Source organism: Actinoplanes subtropicus (assembly GCF_000721705.1).
Classification (GTDB): Bacteria; Actinomycetota; Actinomycetes; order Mycobacteriales; family Micromonosporaceae; genus Actinoplanes; species Actinoplanes subtropicus.
Genome location: NZ_JOJL01000050.1, coordinates 38,005 through 57,143, shown reverse-complemented (window position 1 = coordinate 57,143; position 19,139 = coordinate 38,005). Strand labels below are relative to the sequence as shown.

The following is a 19,139-nucleotide window of genomic DNA, read 5'->3' as shown; positions in this document are numbered from 1 at the left end:
CGCAACCCCTGCCGGGGTTGCGGCGGTCTCTGTTTGCACCGCCTTGCGGCAGGTCATCCCGCCGATTCAAGAAATGCCGAAGGAACGTTGCAGAGGGGTCGCCGACCGTGGACCGGACGGCGGCACGGGGCCGGCGTCAGCCGGAGAGGAAGAGACCTGGGTGGCTTCCCATCCGCCGGGCGGCAGTCACCGCCCTGGCGATCAGCTGCGTCGTGGTGGGGCTGTCCGCCCCCGCAACAACACCGTCGGCGGGAGCGGCCCGGAGGCCCGGAACCTGATCTCTCCGGCAACCAGGGCGGCGGGGTCACCGTGAACGGCACCGGCAACACCGTCATCGGCAACTCGATCGGCACCGACGCCGCGGGGACCGGCTCGCTGCGGAACGTCGGCGGTGCCGGCGTGTCCCTGACCGGCGGCCCCGGAACGGTCTCCGGCAACCTGATCTCGGGCAACGACACCGTGGTGGGCGTGGACGTCGGCGCGACCGCGAACGGCTCCACGATCAGCACGCCGAGCAGCCCGTTCCACCTGGAGTTCTTCTCCGGTACGAGCTGCGCCGCGGCGAGCACCACCCTGCTCGGCACCGACCGCATCGTGACCGGCCCGCCGGCCAGCCCGACCCGCAACGGGACCACCCCCTTGACCGCACCGGTGGCGGCGGGCAGCTTCCTGGTGGCCACCGCCACCGAGGTGAGCCCGACCGGCGAACTCGACTCGACCTCGGAGTTCTCCCCCTGCTTCCAGGTCTGAGCCGGCGCGGTCAGCACCATGCTGCGTGATCATGCGAAGCGGTGACTTCGACTCCGTAGACCGACCGGGACGATGTTCCTTTGGCGGGCGAGGGTACCGGTGCACCTGCGGTGTCACCGAGGTCGCCGGGAAACCAGATCCTCAGGTAGGCCGTCGTTCCGTCGACCGCCTTCGAGTAGCAACTCCCGCCGGCGCTGATCACCAGGGCGCCGGTGGGAGCCACCACAGGCCGGCAAGGCACCGAGGCTCATCACGGTGCTCAGGCCGGTGAGCAAGGCGCGGTTCACTGACCTGCGAGCCATGGTCCGAGCCTACGTTCGCCCGGCGCGAAGCGTAGGCCGATGAGAGCGACCACGGTGAGGGCGGCGCTGGCGGCGAAACGGCGCCGAAACGAGCCTCGTCGTCGAGCCGAGGCCGATCAATGGGCCCACCCGACGCCGCCGGACAGCAGCAACGGCCCCGATACCCGGTGGGACGTCGAGGCCCCGAAACGTCCAACGGCCGGGGCGCCAGGGCGCCCCGGGTATTGTTCGGCCAACGTACGCTAATTGATCGCTGGCGTCTCATCGGAATCAGCGACGGTCTCTGCCGCCTGGCCCCGCGCGCTCGCAGCTTCGTAAGCTTCGTCGGCGACCGCCTGAAAGGCCTTGCGTCGTCCCCGGGCATCCACATCCCAGCCGGGCCGACCTCGAGCCGCCCACCAAGCGGCGGCGGACTCGTCGTGGAAGAGTTCGTCGAACACCGTGCGCAGAGCCCTGCGAGACAGCTCGTGTGTGTCCCAAAGCATCGCCCAATGAGCGACCCAAAGATTGAGGACCATCCACCGCTTGCGCTCAGCGATCGAGATGTCGGGGGTGATTGGGAACATCAGATCCGGATCCTCCACGGCCATCTTGACGAGCTCGAAATGCCGCTCTCGCACAGCGGTGACGTGAGCCAAACGCGTCTGCCGCCATTGGAGCAGCAGGGAGCCCGCAATACCGCACAGCGCGAGTCCCGACAAGATCGCGGATACGCCTCCGTAAGCCTGTCCTACGTCAGAGAGCTCTCCCCACCCGGCAGACGCGCCTACAGCCGATCGCATGATCCATGGAGATGCCACGATCGCGGCAACGAGCCCCACCAGGACACACGTGGCCAGCGCCACGACGGGCCATCCGCGGCTCAGGCGGCTACGCGAGCTCTGCATAGCTCCATGATTACCTGCGGTCGCAACTCGGCTACCTAAAGCGAGATTGGGCTGCCGGTGGTCTCTGCCTCCGGCAGCCAGGGCTGGCCGCCCTGGACCCGGGCAACTCCGGGATACCGAACCCCTGCGGGTAGCCGACGCGCACCAGGAGGCAGCCCAGACCGTGCCTGCCGGGTCCGGGTCGGTCAGACGGTGGGGTGCTCCACCTGGACCAGGCAGGCGCGGCTAGTTCGCGGTTGTCGGCTGGCGTCGCCGTGGCCGCCTAGGGACTATTCCTGGGCCGTCTCTGGGCCGTCTGGGGCCGCGGCCGGGCCCGTCAAACGGCGACCAGCATTGACCAACGTCGACCGTTACTGACGTACGAAACGCCAGGTCAATGGCCCTGAACAGCGCCTTGATCAGGTGGGTGACGGACGAGTCGGCCTGTACGCCGGATTCTTTCAGTCGTCATGGCGTTGAGCTGGGGAAACTCCGACCAGAGGTCGGCTCAGGGCGCGGCCAGGGCGTGCTAGGGAGTCCACAGCGTGCCGAAGGCGTTGCCGATCGCGGTGCGGGCGCGGTCCTGGCTGCTGGGCATCAGGTGTGTGTAGGTCTTCAGGGTGAAGGCCGGATCGGTGTGGCCGAGGTACTCCGCGACGGCCTTGATGCTCTCGCCGGCGTTCAGCAGGACCGAGGCGAACAGGTGGCGTAGCGCGTGCATGCCAGTATCCCGTGCGGGTGTGACTCCCGCGGAGCTCAAGAGCGGCCCGCAAGCGGACCGCTCGCGCCGCCCAGCCGGGCCGGGCGAGAGCCCGCCGCCGGCGCCTACACCTTCGGCCCGGCGCCGGCGGTTCCAGCCCGGCGGCAGGCACGATACACACGAAGAAGCCCTCGACCGCCTCTGGCTACAGAGACGATCAAGGGCTTCCAGTATTCGAACGTTCCTAGCGCCTGCATGGGCAAGCCACCTCGAACGCTGGTCTGCTTAAACCGCGAGGCAGACCGACGAGCTGCCACCTTCGCGAGGTCGCAGCGCTCCCAGCGCAGTGCTAGCCATCTCACGCACGCCTTGGAAGTAGCGTCCGTGCGTGCGTTGCAACGCCTCCCTAGAGGCTGCACCCAGGACTACGACCTCGATCGCCGTGTCGTTCATGAACTCGTACTCGGCCTCAAAACGGGCCGTGAGAGCGTCGTTGGCCCGCTCAAACTCCGCAAAACGGACGATCGAGCCTTCACGGCGGTTGAACACCACGAGGTAGTGCCTCATCGGATGCCTCCTTGCTCAACGTACTGCCCCAAGCTTCGCAGCCTGGCCCGCAGCGTAGCTTGCTGTTGCTCTAGCCGCGACCGCTGCACCTCCACCATATCGCGAACGAACAGGTCACACTGACGATGTCGTTGCCGGACGAACTCTGCACCAGAGGGCGTTATATCCGGGACCAGCCGCCGCAGGAACCTGCCAACCTGACGGCGAGCGCGTCGGTGCACCGGCGTCTGACCCCGCTTCAGCACCAGCGCTCCGGAACGCCAGAGCACTACAACCGCCTTCTTGAACTCTCGTCGCATCCGGGGGTAGCAGCGGACCGCGTCAACCTCTAGATCTTCCACATCTCGCTGTAGGTATTTGGCGAGAATCTCCTCTAGACCTTCCCTGGGTGCGTTCGTGAGTCTGTGTATGTCTAGCTCGATGTCTTCGATAGCTGCGATTTGTGGAGCAAACACGGTTCGCAAATCGTCAATGATTTCTCGGCGAGTGACCGGCGAACCGTCGGAGTGCCGGACTCCCTCAGCTGGGAGATCGGCATCGTCCGCGTCTTCACCGTATCGGATACCGCGACCCCAGCGGTCGGCTAGCCGTTCGACGATCTGTGCCCAGTAGTTCTGAAGTTCGGTGCGGACCTGAATCTCGACAGGTACAGAGTCAGGGAAAACGATCACATGCACAGCGCGATATCCGTGACTTGGCCTTGCCCGGCGGTCGACGACCCTCGCCGGCTGAGTCGTCCGCTCCCAAGAATTGAAGTGAGCCGTGAGCTGCTCCACGACTTCGTCTTGCTTGGCCCAGCCGCCGGTGACAACGGTTCGAGCGCCCGCCATGTCCTGAACCCGAGCCAAGGCCATGCCCTGCTCGCGTTTGAGCTTCTCAATCAATACGCCTCGTGTTTTCACACGAGTCGTCGCCGACAGCCCGATCGACGCTAGCTGGCTCTCGACATCGTCCAGAATCACCTGGTAAGCCCGCAGAACCTCATTGAGTTGCAGCATGTCCTCGCTGGCAGGAGTGACGCTGCCAGCGATTCTCTCGCCTAGCTTGTTTAGCTGCTTCTTCGAAATCGGCAACGGCACCCCCGAAAGCTACACTCCGTGGTCAAGCAAGATTCCGTGCGGGGCTCTGTTCTCCGTCGTCACCATCCGCAGCCGCCTCGACAGCCGAACCCAAACGCCTTCGCCGGGCAGGCAGGCTCCCAGGATGACGCGGGCCTCACCGTGCAGGGTTCGGAGGCATCCCGGTCGCCTGCCCACGGGATGCCAGACCACCGCCAGGGCGCCAAGGTCGTTCGTCCGGTAGGGCGCTCCACCTTGGCGCCCTGGCGGTGGCCCAGCATGGCGAAGCCCAGGCGACCGGGATGTACTCCTTAGGCGGACGGATACCAGCGGCTCTCCGAGCCGCCCAGGCCGTCTCCAGGCCGTCCGACGTTCGCCAACCCCCCACCGCCAACCACCAACGTCACCAAGGTTTCCCCAGCTCAGCACGTCAGCAGCCGATCGTGACCGGGGCACGGAACCCAAGTGTCAGACGGCGTACCTCTGTTATGGGCTGAAATGGGGTCCGTCAGGGCGTCTCCAGGGCGTCAGGGCGTCCCCAGGGCGTCCGAGGTATACCAACGACGACCAATAATGACCATCCACCACCGTTCACTAACTGCTGTTCAGCAGGCCGTTCGGGGCGCTGACCTTGGGGGTGGCGGACGAGTCGGCCTGTACGCCGGATTCTGTCTCGGCTTTCGCCGAGGGCGGTCATCCATCTCGGCTCGCCGTTGCCGGCGGGCTCTTGCGGCCTACCCGCAGGCTCGGGCGAGCAGCCCTCGAACGCCTGCGCCGGCCGGGGTTCTCGCGAGCCCCGGCCTTACTTGGCCTTGCTCCGGGTGGGGTTTACCTAGCCACCCCGGTCACCCGGGATGCTGGTGAGCTCTTACCTCACCGTTTCACCCTTACCGGCCCGTGGGCCGGCGGTTTGTTTTCTGTGGCACTGTCCCGCGGGTCGCCCCGGGTTGCCGTTAACAACCACCCTGCTCTGCGGAGTCCGGACGTTCCTCGGCGACGCCCGCGAAGGGGCGCCGACGCGACCGCCCGGCCGACTCGTCCGTCCGTTCAATGCTACGGACGCGGCCCGGTGGGGCGATCGGCGACCCCGTAGATTCGTACCCACCATGGATCTTTCCCACGTACTGCTGCTCGTCGTGGCCGGTGTCGCGGCCGGCGGGGTGAACGCGATCGCCGGCGGCGGGTCGCTGATCACGTTCCCGAGCCTGATCGCCGCCGGGCTGCCGACCGTGGACGCCAACGTCACCAACTCGGTGTCGGTCTTTCCCGGGTACGTGTCGAGCGTCTTCGGGAGCCGGGCCGACCTGCGGGGGCAGGGGCGGCGGGTACGGGCGATCCTGCCCACCAGCCTGGTCGGGTCGGCGGGCGGGTGTGCGCTGCTGCTGCTCACGCCGGCCCGGGCGTTCGAGTTGGTCGTTCCGTTCCTGGTGCTGGGCGCGGCGGCGACGCTGGCGTTCCAGGAGCGGCTGCGCGGCCTGGTCGGGCATCCGCGGGCGATGTCCAAGAAGAGGGCGTTCCTCACGCTGCAGGTCGTCGTGTTCGTGGGGGCGATCTACGGCGGCTACTTCGGGGCGGCGCTCGGCGTCATGTACGTGGCCGCGCTCGCCCTGGTCCTGGACGAGCCGCTGAAGCGGATCAACGCGCTCAAGAACGTCCTGTCGGCGAGTGTCGGCCTGGTGACCGTGGTGGTGTTCGCCGTCTTCGCGCACGTGCACTGGGGCGCCGTTCTCGTGCTGGCACCCGCCACGCTCCTCGGCGGGTACGTGGGGGCGAAACTGGCCCGCCGGTTGCCGTCCCGCGTCCTGCGCTACCTGATCGTCACCTTCGGCACGGTGATCGGGCTGATCCTGCTGTACCGCGCGATCAGGTGAGATCGGACGGGTCGGTGTTGGCCCCGCAGAGCAGCACGACCACCCGCTCGCCGGCGGCCGGCAGGTAGGCACCCGAGGTCAGCGCCGCATACGCCGCCGCGGTGCCGTGTTCGACCGCCAGGCGGTAGTCGTCCCACAGGCGGCGCCGGGCGTCCACGATCGCCTTGTCGTCGACCAGCAGCGACCCGATGCCGGCCGCCCGGGCCAGCTCGAACGCGATCTCGCCGACCCGGCGGGCGCCGAGCGAGTCGGCCGCGACGCCGGAGACCGGTACGTCCACCGGCTCGCCGGCCCGCAACGCCGCGTGCAGGGCGCAGGCAGTGGTGGGCTCGACCGCGACGACGGAGACGTCCGGCGGGCGCAGGGCGGCGATCATCCCGGCGATCAGGCCACCGCCGCCGACCGCCACCAGCACCGTGTCGAAGCCGCCCGGGATCTGCTCCGCCAACTCCAGGCCGAGGGTGCCGTTGCCGGCGACCATGTCGGGATCGTCGTACGCGTGGCAGAAATACGCGCCGGAGGCCTGGGCCCACTCGACGGCCGCCGCGTAGGCCTCGGCGTACTCGTTGCCGGTCCGCACCACCGAGGCGCCGAGCTTGCGGAGTTTGTCGACCTTGACCGCGGGGGCCGTGGACGGCACGTAGACCTCGGCCGGCACGCCCAGCTCGCGGGCCGAATACGCCGCCGCCAGGCCCGCGTTGCCGCCCGACGCGGCGACGATGCCGGCCGCGGGCAGCACGCCCCGGGTGGCCGCCGCGACGATCTGGTTCATCATGCCGCGGGTCTTCCTGCTCAGAAGCGTTTCCCGTAACTCCGGCAGACTTTCAGCGCGCTGGCGAGCCATCCAGCCGTGGGTTACGGGAAGGACCTCTGGCGACGTGCTTAGAAGGCCCACTAGGCGATACTCCAGCTCACCCGCCGTGACGCCACGGGCGACGACTCACCCACCAGGCGGGCCAGGTCGAGCAGCCGGTTGGAGAAGCCCCACTCGTTGTCGAACCAGCCGCGCACCTTGACCCCGCCGTCCGCGGTGGTCTGCGTGCCGGACGGGTCGATCATGCAGGACGCCGGGTTGTTCTTCACGTCGATCGACACGGTCGGGTCCGGGTCGTACGCCAGAATGCCGCGCAGCGGACCGGCGGCGGCCTCGGCCAGCGCCCGGTTGACCTCCTCCACGCTGACCGGGCGGTCGGTCTGGCCGGCGAGCTCGGCGAGCGACCCGATCGGGGTGGGCACGCAGTAGTAGCTGTAGCGCATCTCGCCGATCTCCGGCAGCACCACCCGCACCAGGTCACCGGCCACGTAGTTGTGCGGGATGATGCTCTCGCCGGTGGCCCGCCCGAGCCGCGGGTCGTCGCGGGAGGTGCCCATCACCGTGTCCTGCGCCTTCTGCCAGCCCTGGACGGCCAGCACCACCGAGGTGTTCACCGAGCGCAGGCCGAACCGGTCCAGCAGGACCTTGGCCATCACGGTGAGCGCGTTGACGCCGCACGAGCCGGGGGAGACCACGTCGTGCTCGGCCGGGTCGTAGGTGTGGTGGTTGGCGCCGTAGACCAGGAACGCGTCGGGGTCGTCGGCCGAGGCGCTGATCACGACCTTGCGGGCGCCGCCGTGGGTGATGTGGGTGCGGGCCGTGGTGCCGGCCCGGAAGCGGCCGGTCGCCTCGATGACGACGTCGACGCCGGCGTCGGCCCAGGGGATGCGTTCCGGGCGTGGATGGTGGAACACGCGGATCGCATGGTCATTAACGACCAGGTGGTCGGCTCGCGTGGTGACGGTGCCGGGAAATGCGCCTCTAATGCTGTCGCGGCGCAGCCCATAGGCCATTTTCTCGGTCGACGCAAGGTCGTTGACCACCGCAATGGATATTCCGGAATCCCCGGCCGCCGCCACTATCCGAGTGATGCTGCGGCCGATCCGGCCCAATCCGTTGATGCCGACCGAAACACTCATCGAAGGCTCCTAGGCCGCTTGTGATCCCTGGTGTCGCGTGCCGCCGCGCGGGGCCCGGACACCCCGGATTCCACCCGTCGTCACGCCCTCGACACTATGAGTCGTGCAACTTGCACGTCAACGAGAGCACGTCACCGGCTCTTCTAGATCCACATAGGACCTGGCGGCCGGCATCGCCCCAGCGTGAACCGTTTGCCATCGGGCATTGGTCGCCTTTGACGCGTCATCGCGCGGATATGTGAATGAGGTCTTGGCGAGGGGCCGCGTCATCCGGATGGGTTATGCGTTTTCCGGCCAGGCGTGCCATTTTTCGCGAGAATCTCCACCCGGACGCTGCGGATCGATATTCCGGAAGTGATCAGCCTCGGGCGGGGATTCGCCTGGCCGCCACGACCCGGGAGCGGGGCCGGGCGGCCAGGCCGCGGCGCCGTTTATCGGGGAATCGGCCGCAAGATGCGGTTTGGCCGGTAATGATCGGAGTGTGACGTCTCCCGAGCGCCAGCAGACCGAGTCGCGGATGCGGTTCCGCCGGTTCGCGCTGGCCGTCTGCCTGATCGGGGTGCTCGTGCAACTCGGGCTGACCGCGTACTACCTGGGCATGGGACACCGGGCGCGGCCGCACCACCTGCCGGTCGGGCTGGTCTCGCCGGCCACCAAGCGCGCGGCCGCGGTCGGCCTGCTCTCCCGCAACGACTACTTCCGGGTCACCGACTACGCCTCCGCCGACGACCTGATCATCGCGATCAAACGGCGGGACGTGTACGGCGGCGTGGACATCACCGCGAGCAAGCCGCACCTGTACGTGGCGAGCGCCGGTGGCACCGCGGCCGCGTCGCTGCTGCGCACCACGTACACCTCGGTCGTGCAGCAGCAGACCGCGGACGCCCTCGCCGAGATCGCCCGGCAGGGCGACACGATGAAGGTCAGCCAGGCCCAGGACCTCAACACGCCGCCGGCGATCACCGACGTGGTGCCGCTGCCCACCGACGACGTCAACGGCGTCTCGCTCGGCTTCCTCACCCAGGCCCTCGCGCTGGGCGGCACGATCGCCTCGATGGGCCTCGGCCGGTTGATTCCCCGCGCGCCGCGATCCTGGCGGCGCGGCGTCGCGCACGTCTCCATCCTGATCCTGTACGCGGTGGGCTCGGCCGCCGTCATCCTGTGGTCGATGACCTGGTTCGGCGTGGGCACGACCGCCGACCGGGGCGAGATGCTCGGCATCTTCTCGCTGATCTCGCTGGCCATCACGGCGTCCACGGCCGGGGCGGTGGCGCTGTTCGGCCCGGCCGGCGCGTTGATCGGCGCCATGTACTTCACGCTCGGCACGGTCATCTCCGGGGCCAGCATCCTGCCCGAGTTCCTGCCCTCGTTCGGCCGGCACCTCGGCGAGAACCTGCCGACCGGGGCCGGCGTGCAGGCCGTCCGGGACAATCTCTACTTCCCGGCCGCGCCGATCCGCGAGCATCTGCTGGTCCTGGGCCTCTACGCCGGGATCGGGGCGGTGATCGTGCTGATCACCAACATCCTGCCGAACCGGACGAACAGCACGTCCGAGGTCGAGCTGGAACTGACCGAGCGGCTCGAGGGTGCCGAGCGCCGCGAAGCGGTGCCCGTCGAGCCCTAATCCCGGGGCCGGGTCGTCCGAATCTCAGCGGCATGTCCGTACGCACCAGCGTCACCGTCCCGCTGCGCTTCCCCGACGGCTATGCCACGACCGCGCGGGTGAGCACCTTCACCGGGCTGGCCGACGGCAGGGAGCACCTCGCCCTGACGCTGGGCACGCCGGGGCCGGACCCGCTCGTACGGCTGCACTCGGAATGCCTGACCGGGGACGTGTTCGGGTCGGAGAGGTGCGACTGCGGGCCGCAGTTGCGCGAGGCGGCCGAGCGGATCACCGTCGCCGGCGGCTACCTGTTGTACCTGCGGCAGGAGGGGCGCGGGATCGGGCTCTATGCCAAACTCGACGCCTACGCGCTGCAAGATCAGGGCCTCGACACGTACGCGGCGAATCGTGCTCTTGGGCATGGGGATGACGAGCGGGACTACGCGCCGGCGGCCCAGATGCTGTCCGCCTTGGACGTCCGGCGCATCGATCTTCTTACCAACAATCCGGATAAAGCAGCACAGATGCGCTCCTTGGGCATCGAGGTGCGGAACGTCGTTCCCACCGGGATCTTTCAGACCGCGGCAAATGTCCGTTACCTGCGGACCAAGGCTTCGGTAACCGGGCACACATTGCCGATCGCCGGCTGACGCTCAGATTCCGGCTCCCGCGCCGAACGGAAATGTGTGGGAATCGAGGGAGTGAACGCGCGGATCGCCGACATCCAGAGCCGGATGATCGCGCTGCAGACCCAGCAGGCCGGCCGCACCACCCAGCAGAGCCAGTCGTCCACGACGACCGGCGGCGCGTCCGGCGACGACTTCGCGAGCTACCTGTCCGACGCCGTCTCGCAGACGCCGGCCACCGGCCGCGGCTACGCGGTCAACAGCAAAGGCATTCCGACCGAGCTCGAGGCGTACGGGAACGGGAAGATCCCGGCGAGTGCGTTGCAGCCGGTCGGCAGCACCGGATTCAAGCTCTGGGCGCCGGCTGCCGAGTCGATGACCCGGATGATCGCCGACGCGCAGAAGGCCGGCGTGCACATCGGGATCACCGAGACGTACCGCCCGCTGGCCGAGCAGGTCGACCTGGCCCGGCGCAAGGGGCTGTACTCCCAGGGCGGGCTGGCGGCCAAGCCCGGCACCAGCGAACACGGCTGGGGCATGGCCGCCGACCTCGACCTGGACGCCAAGGCGCTGTCCTGGGTGCGGGCGAACGCCGACAAATACGGCTTCTACAACACCGCGTCCCGGGAGAGCTGGCACTGGGGCTTCAAGCCCGAGTCGTCAGGCGCTCGCCAGCAGCTCGCCGTGCAGTAGGGACAGCCAGCCGTCCGGGTGGTCGGCCCAGCGCCGCCACCCGTCCGAGATGCGCTGGAGGTCGGCGGGCGTGGCCGCGCCGGTGCGCAGCGCGGTGGTCGCCATCTCGGATTTCAGCACCCGATCCGCCCACATGCCGCCCCACCACGCGCGATCCGCCGGGGTGGCGAAGCACCAGGTGCTCGACGTCGCGGTCAGCTCGGTGAAGCCGGCCGCCCGGCCCCAGGCCAGCAGGCGACGACCGGCGTCCGGCTCGCCGCCGTTGCCGCGGGCGATCCGTTCGTACAGCTCCAGCCACTCGGTCAGCTCGGGAAACTCGGGAAACCAGGTGAACGCCGCGTAGTCGCCGTCGCGGACCGCCACCACGCCGCCCGGCCTGGTCACCCGGCGCATCTCGCGCAGGGCGGCCACCGGGTCGGTCACGTGCTGCAGCACCTGGTGGGCGTGCACCACGTCGAAGGTGTCGTCGGGGAAATCCAGCGCGTGCACGTCGCCGACCGCGAAGTCGACGTTGGTCAGGCCGCGCCGGGCGATCTCGGCGCGGGCCAGGTCGAGCGCCTCCGCGGTGACCTCCAGGGCGGTGACCCGGGCCGGTGTGACTAGGGTCGCGAAGTCGGCCGTGATGGTGCCCGGGCCGCAGCCGATGTCGAGCACCGAGACTCCGGAAGTCAGCCGCGGCAGGACGTATGCCGCCGAATTCTCTGCGGTCCGCCACCGGTGTGAGCGCAAGACCGACTCGTGATGTCCGTGCGTGTAGGTCGCCATGCCCTCGAAGCTAGCCCCGCCGTCCCTATATTTGAGAAGAAAATCCCATCATTCGGTACGCGGTGAGTTAAGTGATTTCTTCCTGGCCTCGTCAGGCCGTACTTTTGTCGGCATGAGAATCGGCATCGTGGGCGCGACGGGACAGGTCGGCGGCGTCATGCGCCGCATTCTGGCCGAGCGCGAGTTCCCGGTAGATCAGCTTCGGCTCTTTGCGTCCGCACGGTCCGCCGGTCGCACGCTCCCCTGGAAGGACGGCGAGGTGACGGTCGAGGATGCGACGACCGCCGACTTCGGCGGCCTCGACATCGTGCTGTTCTCGGCCGGCAAGGGCAGCTCCAAGGAGCTGGCGCCGCGGGTCGCCGCGTCGGGTGCCGTGGTCATCGACAACTCGTCCGCCTGGCGGATGGATCCGGATGTGCCGCTGGTGGTCAGCGAGGTCAACCCCGACGCCGCCCGTAACCGGCCGAAGGGCATCATCGCCAACCCCAACTGCACCACGATGGCCGCGATGCCGGTGCTGCGCCCGCTGCACGACGAGGCCGGCCTCGTCGCGCTGGTCGCCACCACGTACCAGGCCGTCTCCGGCGCCGGGCTGGCCGGCGTGAGCGAGCTCGACGAGCAGGTGAAGAAGGTGGCCGACCGGGCCACCGAGCTGACCCACGACGGCTCGGCCGTGGAGTTCCCGGCGCCCCGCTCGTTCGCCAAGAACATCGCCTTCAACGTGCTGCCGCTGGCCGGCTCGATCGTCGACGACGGCCGGGACGAGACCGACGAGGAGCAGAAGCTGCGCAACGAGAGCCGGAAGATCCTCGACATCCCGTCGCTGCTGGTCTCCGGCACCTGCGTCCGCGTCCCGGTCTTCACCGGCCACTCGCTGCAGATCAACGCCCGGTTCGCCCGGCCGCTGTCGCCGGCCCGCGCCCGCGAGCTGCTCGCGGTGGCGCCCGGTGTGGAGCTCTCCGACGTGCCGACCCCGCTCGAGGCGGCCGGCCGTGACCCGTCGTATGTGGGCCGCATCCGGGCCGACGAGACGGTGGCGAACGGGCTCGCGCTCTTCGTCTCCAACGACAATCTGCGCAAGGGTGCCGCGCTGAACGCGGTGCAGGTGGCCGAGCTGGTGGCGGCCGAGCCGCGCTAGTTTCCCGCTTGTCGAAGGTGCCCCGGCCGGGTTCGCGGCCGGGGCATTTTTCTTGAGATGCCTTCGCCTCCAATGTGGAAATCTGGGACTTTTTGCCCGAATCGGTGGCGGATGGCCGGTTTGAGGTGCACAGTGATGGCATGAACGACAGTGGGCCTGGCGGGGGCGGCTATTTCTGGTGCCTCCGTGACAGCCGTGTCGAGACCGGCGACGACCTATGTCCCGCCCAGTACCGGCTCGGCCCCTACGCCACGGCTGACGAAGCGACGCGGGCACTCGAGATCGTCGAGAAGCGCAATGCCGAGTGGGATGCCGAGGATGCCCGCTGGACCGGGGAGGTCAGCTAACACCGGCGCCGACCCCCTGTGTCCAAGCCGGAATTCGCAGTCTCCAGGCGGAGACGAGCCCGCAGTCATTCGCAAGGAGGAACACCCTGATGGCCGCTGCCAAAAAGGCTCCGACCAGAGCAACAACGGGCGCCGGGAAGTCGAAGCCGGCGGTGAGGAAGGTGGCGGCCGCGGCCGCCCGGAAGACCGGGGCTGCCACGGTACGCACGACCACGACGACGCGTCCGGCGGTGCCCAAGCCGAGCACGCCCGATCGGGGTGGCGCCACGTCTTCGGCGGCGCGGAAGGCCGGAGCCGCTGCGAAGGCCGGATCCGCGTCGAAGGCAGGGGCCGCGTCGACGGCAGGGGCCGCTGCGTCGAAGGCGGGATCCGTGTCGAAGGCGGGGGCCGTGTCGAAGACGGGGGCCGCTGCGTCGAAGGCGGGATCCGTGTCGAAGGCCGCGGCTGCGAAGGCCGGGGCCGCTAAGTCGGCGTCGGCTTCGAAGGCGGCGGCTGCTTCGAGGGTCGCGGCGAAGACTGCCGCCAAGACGGTGACCGTTGCCAAGCAGCGGACCGCGCCGGTCAAGAAGGCTGCCGTGACCAAAGCGACGGCCGTGAAAACGATCGGCGTGAAAGCCGCGAAGACCGTGGCGAAGCCGGTGGCCAAGTCCGCGGCCAAGTCGGTGCGGCCGGCCAAGGTCACCGCCCCGAAGCCCGTTTCGAAGAAGCCGGTCGCGAGGAAGCCGGTCGCGGGCAAGGCGGCCACCGTGGGCACGGCGGCGACCACGAAGACGCTGGCGAAGGCCGCGAAGCGGGGCGTCGCGAAGGCGGCCGGCAACCGGCGGCCGGTCACGCCGCGGCGGACCTCGGCGGCGGTCAGCCCGATGCCGGGGGTGATGTCGGCGACGATTCCCCCGGAATCGACACCGGCGGCGGACATGGACGAATCGATGCCGATGGCGCCGGCGATGGCGGAGCCGACCGAGTCCGGCATCCGGGCGGTGGACGTGGCGACGCGGCGCAGCCGGGCCGCGGACATGCCGGCGGTGCTCGGGTCGATCAGCGGGATGCCGACGATCACGCCGGATCCCGAGACGAGGAAGCCGGCGAAGGCCACCCGGCCGGCGGGCAAGCCGGCGTCGCGGGCGAAGGCCACGGCGAGCAGGGCGGCGGGGGCGGCCAAGGCGACCCGGCCGGCCACGGCGGCGAAGAAGACGGCGGTGGCGAAGAAGACGGCGGTGGCGAAGAAGACGGCGGCCAAGGCAGCCACGGCCACCCGGACGGCGGCGGCCAAGACCGCGGCCGCGGCCAAGACCGCCACGGCGGCTAAGACGGCGGCGGCCAAGACCGCGGCGGCCAAGACCGCGGCGGCCAAGACCGCGGCGGCCAAGACAGCGGTGGCGAAGTCGGCGGCCAAGATCGCGGCTGCGGCCAAGAAGGCGGCGGTGGCGAAGACCGCGCCGGCTGGCAAGAGCGCGACCAAGAAGGCGCCCGCCACCAAGATGGCGGCTCGCACGACGGCGACGAAAGCTACGGCGGCCAAGAAGACGGCGGCTCGTCCGACGGCGGCCAAGGCGACGGCGGCCAAGGCGACGGCGGCCAAGGCGGCCACCGCTGCCCGGGCGGCCAAGGCGAGCACGGCTGCCGCGGCGATGGCGCGGGCGGCCACGAAGACGGCGGCGGCCAAGGCGGCGCCTATGAAGGCGGTGGCCAAGAAGGCGGCGGCCAAGAAGACGGCGACGAAGGCGACCGCGGCGAAGGGGACGGCCGCTAAGGCGACCGCCGTGAAGAAGGCGGCGGCGACGAAGACGGCAGTCAAAAAGGCGCTGGCTCGGACCGCGGCCACGAAGACCGCGGCTACCAAGGCGATGCCGGCCAAGAAGGTGGCTACCCGGACGCCGGCCAAGAAGGCTCCGGCCACCAAGATGACCGCGGCCAAGGCGACGGCTAGCAAGGCGACCGCGACCAAGGCGACGGCGACCAAGGCGATGGGGGCTAAGGCCACCGGGACCAGGGCGACCGGGGCCAAGGCGACCGGCACCAAAGCGACTGCTACCAAGGCGGCCGGGACCAGGACCGCGGCCAAGGCGGCCGGGGCGGGGGCGATGGCGGCCAAGGCGGCCAACAAGCGGGTGCCGGTCAAGGCGGCCAAGCGGTCGGCCACCAACGAGTCGGCGACCACGCGGGGGCGGGCCGCCAAGACCACCGCCGGCGCGAAGGCGACCAACGTGGCCCGGGCTACGCCGACCGCCAAGACGTCGCGGACCAACGTGGCCAAGGTGGCCAAGGCGGCGACCGGCGCGGCGGTCCGGACGGCGGCGGCGGGCAATGCGCCTGGTGCCTCGGGCGGGCGTACGGCCGCCGGACGGAAGGTTGCCGCCAAGCGTTCGTGATCCGATGGTTTTCCTCCGGTGGCCGCGCCTCGTGCGTGGCCACCGGCGTTTCGGCTGGTAGTAATGAGCGGTGCCGATCAAGAGGGTGTGGGCGCCGCAGATCGACTTCTCGGTGCTGCGCAGGGAGTTGCGGCTGCCGGGCGAGTTTCCGCCGGCGGCGCTCGACGAGGCCAAGGATGCCGCGGCCCGGCCGGCGCGGCCCGCCGCCGACCTGACCGGGGTGCCGTTCGTGACGATCGACCCGGCCACGTCGCGCGACCTCGACCAGGCCATGCACCTGAGCCGGCGGGACGGCGGCGGCTACCGGGTGCGGTACGCGATCGCCGACGTCGCCTCGTTCGTCCGGCCGGGCGGGCCGCTGGAGGCCGAGACCTGGGTGCGGGGGCAGACCGTCTACCTGCCCGACGGGCGGATCCCGCTGCATCCCGAGGTGCTCGGCGAGGGGGCGGCCAGCCTGCTGCCGGACGGCGACCGGCCGGCGGTGGTCTGGACCATCGACGTCGACCCGTCCGGCGAGACGGTCGGCATCGCGGTCGAGCGGGCGCTGGTGCGCAGCCGTGCCAAGCTCGACTACGTGACCGTGCAGGGACAGGTCGACGCGGGCACGGCCGCCGAGCCGATCGCGCTGCTGCCCGAGCTGGGCGGGCTGCTCGCCGAGCGGGCCGCCGCCCGGGGCGCGGTCAACCTGCCGCTGCCCGAGCAGGAGGTCGAGCGGGACGGCGACGGCTGGCGGCTGGTGCTGCGGGCGCCGCTGGCGGTCGAGGAGCACAACGCGCAGATCTCGCTGCTCACCGGGGTGGCCGCGGCGACCCTGATGCTGCGCGGCGGGATTGGGCTGCTGCGGACCATGCCGGCGGCCCGACCCGAGGCGGTGGCGAAGCTGCGGGCGGCGGCCGGGTCGCTGGGCGTCGACTGGCCGGCCGGGGCGTCGGTCGGTGCGGTGGTGGCCGGGGTCGAACCGGGCACACCGCGCGGGGCGGCGTTTCTCGACCAGGCGGCCGAGTTGCTGCGCGGGGCGGCGTACACGCCATTCGACGGGACGCTACCGGCGGAGACCGGGCACGGCGGGGTCGGCGCGGCGTATGCGCACGTCACGGCCCCGCTGCGGCGGCTCGCCGACCGGTACGCGACCGAGGTGTGCCTGGCGTTGGCGGCCGGCGAGGAGGTGCCCGCCTGGGCGCGGGAGGCGTTGCCGAGGCTGCCGAAGGCGATGGGCGACAGCGACCGGCTGGCCGGGGCGGCGGGCCGCGGCGCGATCGACCTGGCCGAGGCGGTGCTGCTCACCGGGCGAGTCGGGGAGAGCTTCGACGTGGGTGTGGTGGACCGGGACGAGCCGCGCGGGAACCGTCCGCCGGGCGGGACGGTGGCCCTCGACGACCCGGCGGTGCGGGCCCGCTGCCTGGGTGACCTGCCGCTGGGCGAGCGGATCCGGGCCCGGCTCACGGTGGCCGACCCGGCGGCCCGGCGGGTCGAGTTCGAGCGCGAGCAATAGAACTGGCGCCGACCGGGGGACACCGCGAGATCTCGCGGCAGCCCAGCCCGGAAGCGGCGGCAGGGAGGCCGGGACGGCAGCAGCCGGGCCGGCACACCGCGGGACCGGTCCTCCTCGTACGGTATGAGGTTTTAGGAAATGCAGGCGCAGATGATGAGCGCGGCGCCGAAGTGGGTGGCGGCCGAGACCAGCGCGCCGCCGTGGCGGTCGGGCGTGCAGATGACGTCGCCGAGCTTGCCGGGGGTCATCCAGTCGAGGACCAGGAAGGCCAGGCCCATGATCGCGATGCCGACCAGGCCGAAGAGGACCGTGGAGGCGAGGCCCTGGCCGAACGAGTCGTAGCTGGTGAAGATCGCGGTGAACACGATCAGGGCGATGCCCAGCTGGTTGGCCGCGAGCAGCAGCGACGCGTTGGGGTTACGGTCGACCCAGATCAGGTCGCGCAGCTTTCCCGGGGTCAGCCAGTCGATCAGGACGTAGCCGAGCGCCATCAGGCCGATGCCGACGAGCCCGAACACGATGCTGCGGCCGGCGCCCTCGAGCAGATCTTGCAGCACGGTCTCTCCTTTCCAAGGTCAGGAGAGATTACAGGGCGCCGAGGTAGCGCTCACGCTCGTACGGCGTCACCTCGCGGCGGTACTGCTCCCACTCGGCGCTCTTGTTCCGCAGGAAGAAGTCGAAGACGTGCTCGCCGAGCACTTCGGCGACGAGCTCGGACTTGCTCATCACCTCGATCGCCTCGGAGAGGTTTTCCGGCAGCGCCTCGTAACCCATCGCCTTGCGCTCGGCGGGGGAGAGTGACCAGACGTCGTCCTCGGCGCCGGGGGGCAGGTCGTACCCCTCCTCGATGCCCTTGAGGCCGGCGCCGAGCATGACGGCGAAGGCGAGATACGGATTGGTCGCCGAGTCGATCGAGCGGACCTCGACGCGGGCCGAGTTGGGTTTGCCGAACGCCGGGACGCGGACCAGGGCGCTGCGGTTGAGGTGGCCCCAGCTGACGAACGCGGGGGACTCGGTGATCGCGTTGGGCAACTGGAGCGGGAACAGCCGCTTGTACGAATTGACCCACTGGTTGGTGACCGCCGTGTACTCCCGGGCGTGCACCAGCAGGCCGGCGATGAACGCGCGGGCCGTCTTGGACAGCTTCATCGGGTCGTCGGCGTCGTAGAACGCGTTGCGCTCGCCCTCGAACAGCGACAGGTGCGTGTGCATGCCGCTGCCGGGCTGGTCGGTGTACGGCTTCGGCATGAAGGTCGCGTGGACGCCCTGGGAGAGCGCCACCTCCTTGACGACGTGCCGGAAGGTCATGATGTTGTCGGCCGTGGTCAGCGCGTCGGCGTAGCGGAGGTCGATCTCCTGCTGGCCGGGGGCGACCTCGTGGTGGCTGAACTCGACCGAGATGCCGATGCGCTCCAGGGCGAGCACGGCCTGGCGGCGGAAGTCGCGGGCCACCGAGTGGGTGGTGTGGTCGAAGTAGCCGCCGGTGTCGACCGGGATCGGGACCGAACCGTCCAGCGGGCCGTCCTGGATCAGGAAGAACTCGACCTCGGGGTGGGTGTAGAAGGTGAAGCCCTTCTCCGCCGCCCGGGCCAGGGCGCGGCGCAGCACGTGGCGCGGGTCGGCCCAGGCGGCGCTGCCGTCGGGGAGCAGGATGTCGCAGAACATCCGGGCACTCTCGCCGCTGGCCCCGCCCTCGAACGGGAAGACCTGAAAGGTGGTCGGGTCGGGCATGGCGACCATGTCGGACTCGTAGACCCGGGCGAAGCCCTCGATCGCCGAGCCGTCGATGCCGATGCCCTCCTCGAAGGCGGACTCGAGCTCGGCGGGCGCCACCGAGACACTCTTCAGGGTGCCCAGCACGTCGGTGAACCAGAGCCGGACAAAACGGATGTCGCGCTCCTCGAGCGTGCGAAGCACGAACTCCTGCTGTCGGTCCACGGTCACTCCTGGTCGTCCGGCCCTGACGAGCCAGTGTCACCTGGCTTCGTTACGCCGAGATTACGCTGGCCGGGTGCCGCCCCGGCGCCCCGGGTGCG

At 70.0% G+C, this 19,139-nt stretch carries 19 protein-coding genes and 1 other RNA gene; 9 read left to right on the top strand and 11 right to left on the bottom strand.

The features are described from left to right. Positions 1-309 precede the first annotated feature (309 nt). Positions 310-750, top strand: a complete 441-nt coding sequence (locus IH26_RS0146945) for a hypothetical protein (RefSeq protein ID WP_030442814.1) — start codon at positions 310-312, stop codon at positions 748-750. A gap of 544 nt (positions 751-1,294) precedes the next feature. Here IH26_RS0146945 and IH26_RS56755 read toward each other — a convergent pair. The 5 genes from IH26_RS56755 to rnpB all read right to left on the bottom strand — a co-directional run bounded on the left by IH26_RS56755 (position 1,295) and on the right by rnpB (position 5,281). Continuing rightward, positions 1,295-1,834: a DUF6082 family protein gene (locus IH26_RS56755; RefSeq protein ID WP_281179849.1), complete on the bottom strand. Its 540-nt coding sequence runs from the start codon at positions 1,832-1,834 to the stop codon at positions 1,295-1,297. A gap of 613 nt (positions 1,835-2,447) precedes the next feature. Further along, the gene (locus tag IH26_RS0146935; RefSeq protein ID WP_051809794.1) at positions 2,448-2,678 is read right to left on the bottom strand and encodes a tyrosine-type recombinase/integrase; all 231 of its coding nucleotides are present in this window, start codon (positions 2,676-2,678) and stop codon (positions 2,448-2,450) included. A gap of 225 nt (positions 2,679-2,903) precedes the next feature. Further along, entirely contained in the window at positions 2,904-3,185 is a 282-nt protein-coding gene (locus IH26_RS0146930; protein ID WP_030442811.1) for a hypothetical protein, read from the bottom strand. After that, positions 3,182-4,264 (bottom strand): nucleotidyltransferase family protein, encoded by a 1,083-nt coding sequence (locus tag IH26_RS59000; protein WP_157437767.1) that lies wholly within the window; start codon positions 4,262-4,264, stop codon positions 3,182-3,184. The genes IH26_RS0146930 and IH26_RS59000 overlap by 4 nt, the downstream gene beginning before the upstream one ends. 620 nt (positions 4,265-4,884) lie before the next feature. Beyond that, positions 4,885-5,281: RNase P RNA component class A (gene rnpB / locus IH26_RS56770), an RNA gene on the bottom strand. Positions 5,282-5,349: 68 nt separating this feature from the next. Between rnpB and IH26_RS0146925 the strand changes: the two genes are divergently transcribed. Then, positions 5,350-6,114, top strand: a complete 765-nt coding sequence (locus IH26_RS0146925) for a sulfite exporter TauE/SafE family protein (protein WP_030442810.1) — start codon at positions 5,350-5,352, stop codon at positions 6,112-6,114. On the opposite strand, the gene IH26_RS0146920 is transcribed toward IH26_RS0146925, so the two are convergent. Both IH26_RS0146920 and IH26_RS0146915 read right to left on the bottom strand, forming a co-directional pair. Continuing rightward, entirely contained in the window at positions 6,107-6,958 is an 852-nt protein-coding gene (locus IH26_RS0146920) for a threonine/serine dehydratase (protein WP_084599761.1), read from the bottom strand. The two genes, IH26_RS0146925 and IH26_RS0146920, sit on opposite strands and share 8 nt — an antisense overlap. Positions 6,959-7,008: 50 nt before the next feature. Continuing rightward, the gene (locus tag IH26_RS0146915; RefSeq protein ID WP_030442808.1) at positions 7,009-8,067 is read right to left on the bottom strand and encodes a type I glyceraldehyde-3-phosphate dehydrogenase; all 1,059 of its coding nucleotides are present in this window, start codon (positions 8,065-8,067) and stop codon (positions 7,009-7,011) included. Between the two features lie 481 nt (positions 8,068-8,548). Between IH26_RS0146915 and IH26_RS0146910 the strand changes: the two genes are divergently transcribed. Genes IH26_RS0146910 through IH26_RS0146900 form a run of 3 tightly spaced genes read left to right on the top strand, consistent with a single transcriptional unit; the run spans position 8,549 to position 10,989 of the window. Then, a complete protein-coding gene (locus IH26_RS0146910) occupies positions 8,549-9,691 on the top strand; it encodes an ABC transporter permease (RefSeq protein WP_245666003.1) in 1,143 nt (380 codons plus the stop codon). Positions 9,692-9,723: 32 nt separating this feature from the next. Further along, complete coding sequence (locus IH26_RS0146905; protein ID WP_030442806.1) at positions 9,724-10,320, top strand: GTP cyclohydrolase II; 597 nt, start codon at positions 9,724-9,726, stop codon at positions 10,318-10,320. Positions 10,321-10,371: 51 nt separating this feature from the next. After that, a complete protein-coding gene (locus IH26_RS0146900) occupies positions 10,372-10,989 on the top strand; it encodes a M15 family metallopeptidase (RefSeq protein WP_245666002.1) in 618 nt (205 codons plus the stop codon). Here the strand turns inward: IH26_RS0146900 and IH26_RS0146895 are convergent. Next, complete coding sequence (locus IH26_RS0146895) at positions 10,957-11,754, bottom strand: class I SAM-dependent methyltransferase (RefSeq protein WP_030442804.1); 798 nt, start codon at positions 11,752-11,754, stop codon at positions 10,957-10,959. The two genes, IH26_RS0146900 and IH26_RS0146895, sit on opposite strands and share 33 nt — an antisense overlap. A 112-nt stretch (positions 11,755-11,866) precedes the next feature. Between IH26_RS0146895 and IH26_RS0146890 the strand changes: the two genes are divergently transcribed. Together IH26_RS0146890 and IH26_RS0146885 are read left to right on the top strand one after the other, a co-directional pair. After that, complete coding sequence (locus tag IH26_RS0146890) at positions 11,867-12,892, top strand: aspartate-semialdehyde dehydrogenase (RefSeq protein WP_030442803.1); 1,026 nt, start codon at positions 11,867-11,869, stop codon at positions 12,890-12,892. A 74-nt stretch (positions 12,893-12,966) separates the two neighbouring features. After that, positions 12,967-13,239 (top strand): hypothetical protein, encoded by a 273-nt coding sequence (locus IH26_RS0146885; RefSeq protein WP_245666001.1) that lies wholly within the window; start codon positions 12,967-12,969, stop codon positions 13,237-13,239. On the opposite strand, the gene IH26_RS60660 is transcribed toward IH26_RS0146885, so the two are convergent. After that, the gene (locus IH26_RS60660; protein WP_157437765.1) at positions 13,232-14,212 is read right to left on the bottom strand and encodes a hypothetical protein; all 981 of its coding nucleotides are present in this window, start codon (positions 14,210-14,212) and stop codon (positions 13,232-13,234) included. The two genes, IH26_RS0146885 and IH26_RS60660, sit on opposite strands and share 8 nt — an antisense overlap. Here IH26_RS60660 and IH26_RS60655 point away from each other — a divergent pair. Together IH26_RS60655 and IH26_RS0146870 are read left to right on the top strand one after the other, a co-directional pair. Further along, complete coding sequence (locus IH26_RS60655; protein WP_157437764.1) at positions 14,187-15,611, top strand: hypothetical protein; 1,425 nt, start codon at positions 14,187-14,189, stop codon at positions 15,609-15,611. The two genes, IH26_RS60660 and IH26_RS60655, sit on opposite strands and share 26 nt — an antisense overlap. Positions 15,612-15,681: 70 nt before the next feature. Further along, a complete protein-coding gene (locus tag IH26_RS0146870) occupies positions 15,682-17,103 on the top strand; it encodes an RNB domain-containing ribonuclease (protein WP_030442800.1) in 1,422 nt (473 codons plus the stop codon). 131 nt (positions 17,104-17,234) lie between these two features. Here the strand turns inward: IH26_RS0146870 and IH26_RS0146865 are convergent, their stop codons facing one another. Both IH26_RS0146865 and IH26_RS0146860 read right to left on the bottom strand, forming a co-directional pair. After that, positions 17,235-17,660 (bottom strand): DUF350 domain-containing protein, encoded by a 426-nt coding sequence (locus IH26_RS0146865; protein WP_030442799.1) that lies wholly within the window; start codon positions 17,658-17,660, stop codon positions 17,235-17,237. A 28-nt stretch (positions 17,661-17,688) separates the two neighbouring features. Further along, on the bottom strand, positions 17,689-19,041 hold the full coding sequence (locus IH26_RS0146860; protein ID WP_034217653.1) for a glutamine synthetase family protein: 1,353 nt from the start codon (positions 19,039-19,041) through the stop codon (positions 17,689-17,691). Positions 19,042-19,139: the final 98 nt, after the last annotated feature.

Bases quoted from the DNA above. Each gene is read 5' to 3' on its own strand.
- IH26_RS56755 (WP_281179849.1), bottom strand. From the start codon at position 1,834: ATGCGATCGGCTGTAGGCGCGTCTGCCGGGTGGGGAGAGCTCTCTGAC.
- IH26_RS0146930 (WP_030442811.1), bottom strand. From the start codon at position 3,185: ATGAGGCACTACCTCGTGGTGTTCAACCGCCGTGAAGGCTCGATCGTC.
- IH26_RS0146925 (WP_030442810.1), top strand. From the start codon at position 5,350: ATGGATCTTTCCCACGTACTGCTGCTCGTCGTGGCCGGTGTCGCGGCC.
- IH26_RS0146920 (WP_084599761.1), bottom strand. From the start codon at position 6,958: ATGGCTCGCCAGCGCGCTGAAAGTCTGCCGGAGTTACGGGAAACGCTT.
- IH26_RS0146915 (WP_030442808.1), bottom strand. From the start codon at position 8,067: ATGAGTGTTTCGGTCGGCATCAACGGATTGGGCCGGATCGGCCGCAGC.
- IH26_RS0146905 (WP_030442806.1), top strand. From the start codon at position 9,724: ATGTCCGTACGCACCAGCGTCACCGTCCCGCTGCGCTTCCCCGACGGC.
- IH26_RS0146895 (WP_030442804.1), bottom strand. From the start codon at position 11,754: ATGGCGACCTACACGCACGGACATCACGAGTCGGTCTTGCGCTCACAC.
- IH26_RS0146890 (WP_030442803.1), top strand. From the start codon at position 11,867: ATGAGAATCGGCATCGTGGGCGCGACGGGACAGGTCGGCGGCGTCATG.
- IH26_RS60655 (WP_157437764.1), top strand. From the start codon at position 14,187: ATGGCGGAGCCGACCGAGTCCGGCATCCGGGCGGTGGACGTGGCGACG.
- IH26_RS60660 (WP_157437765.1), bottom strand. From the start codon at position 14,212: ATGCCGGACTCGGTCGGCTCCGCCATCGCCGGCGCCATCGGCATCGAT.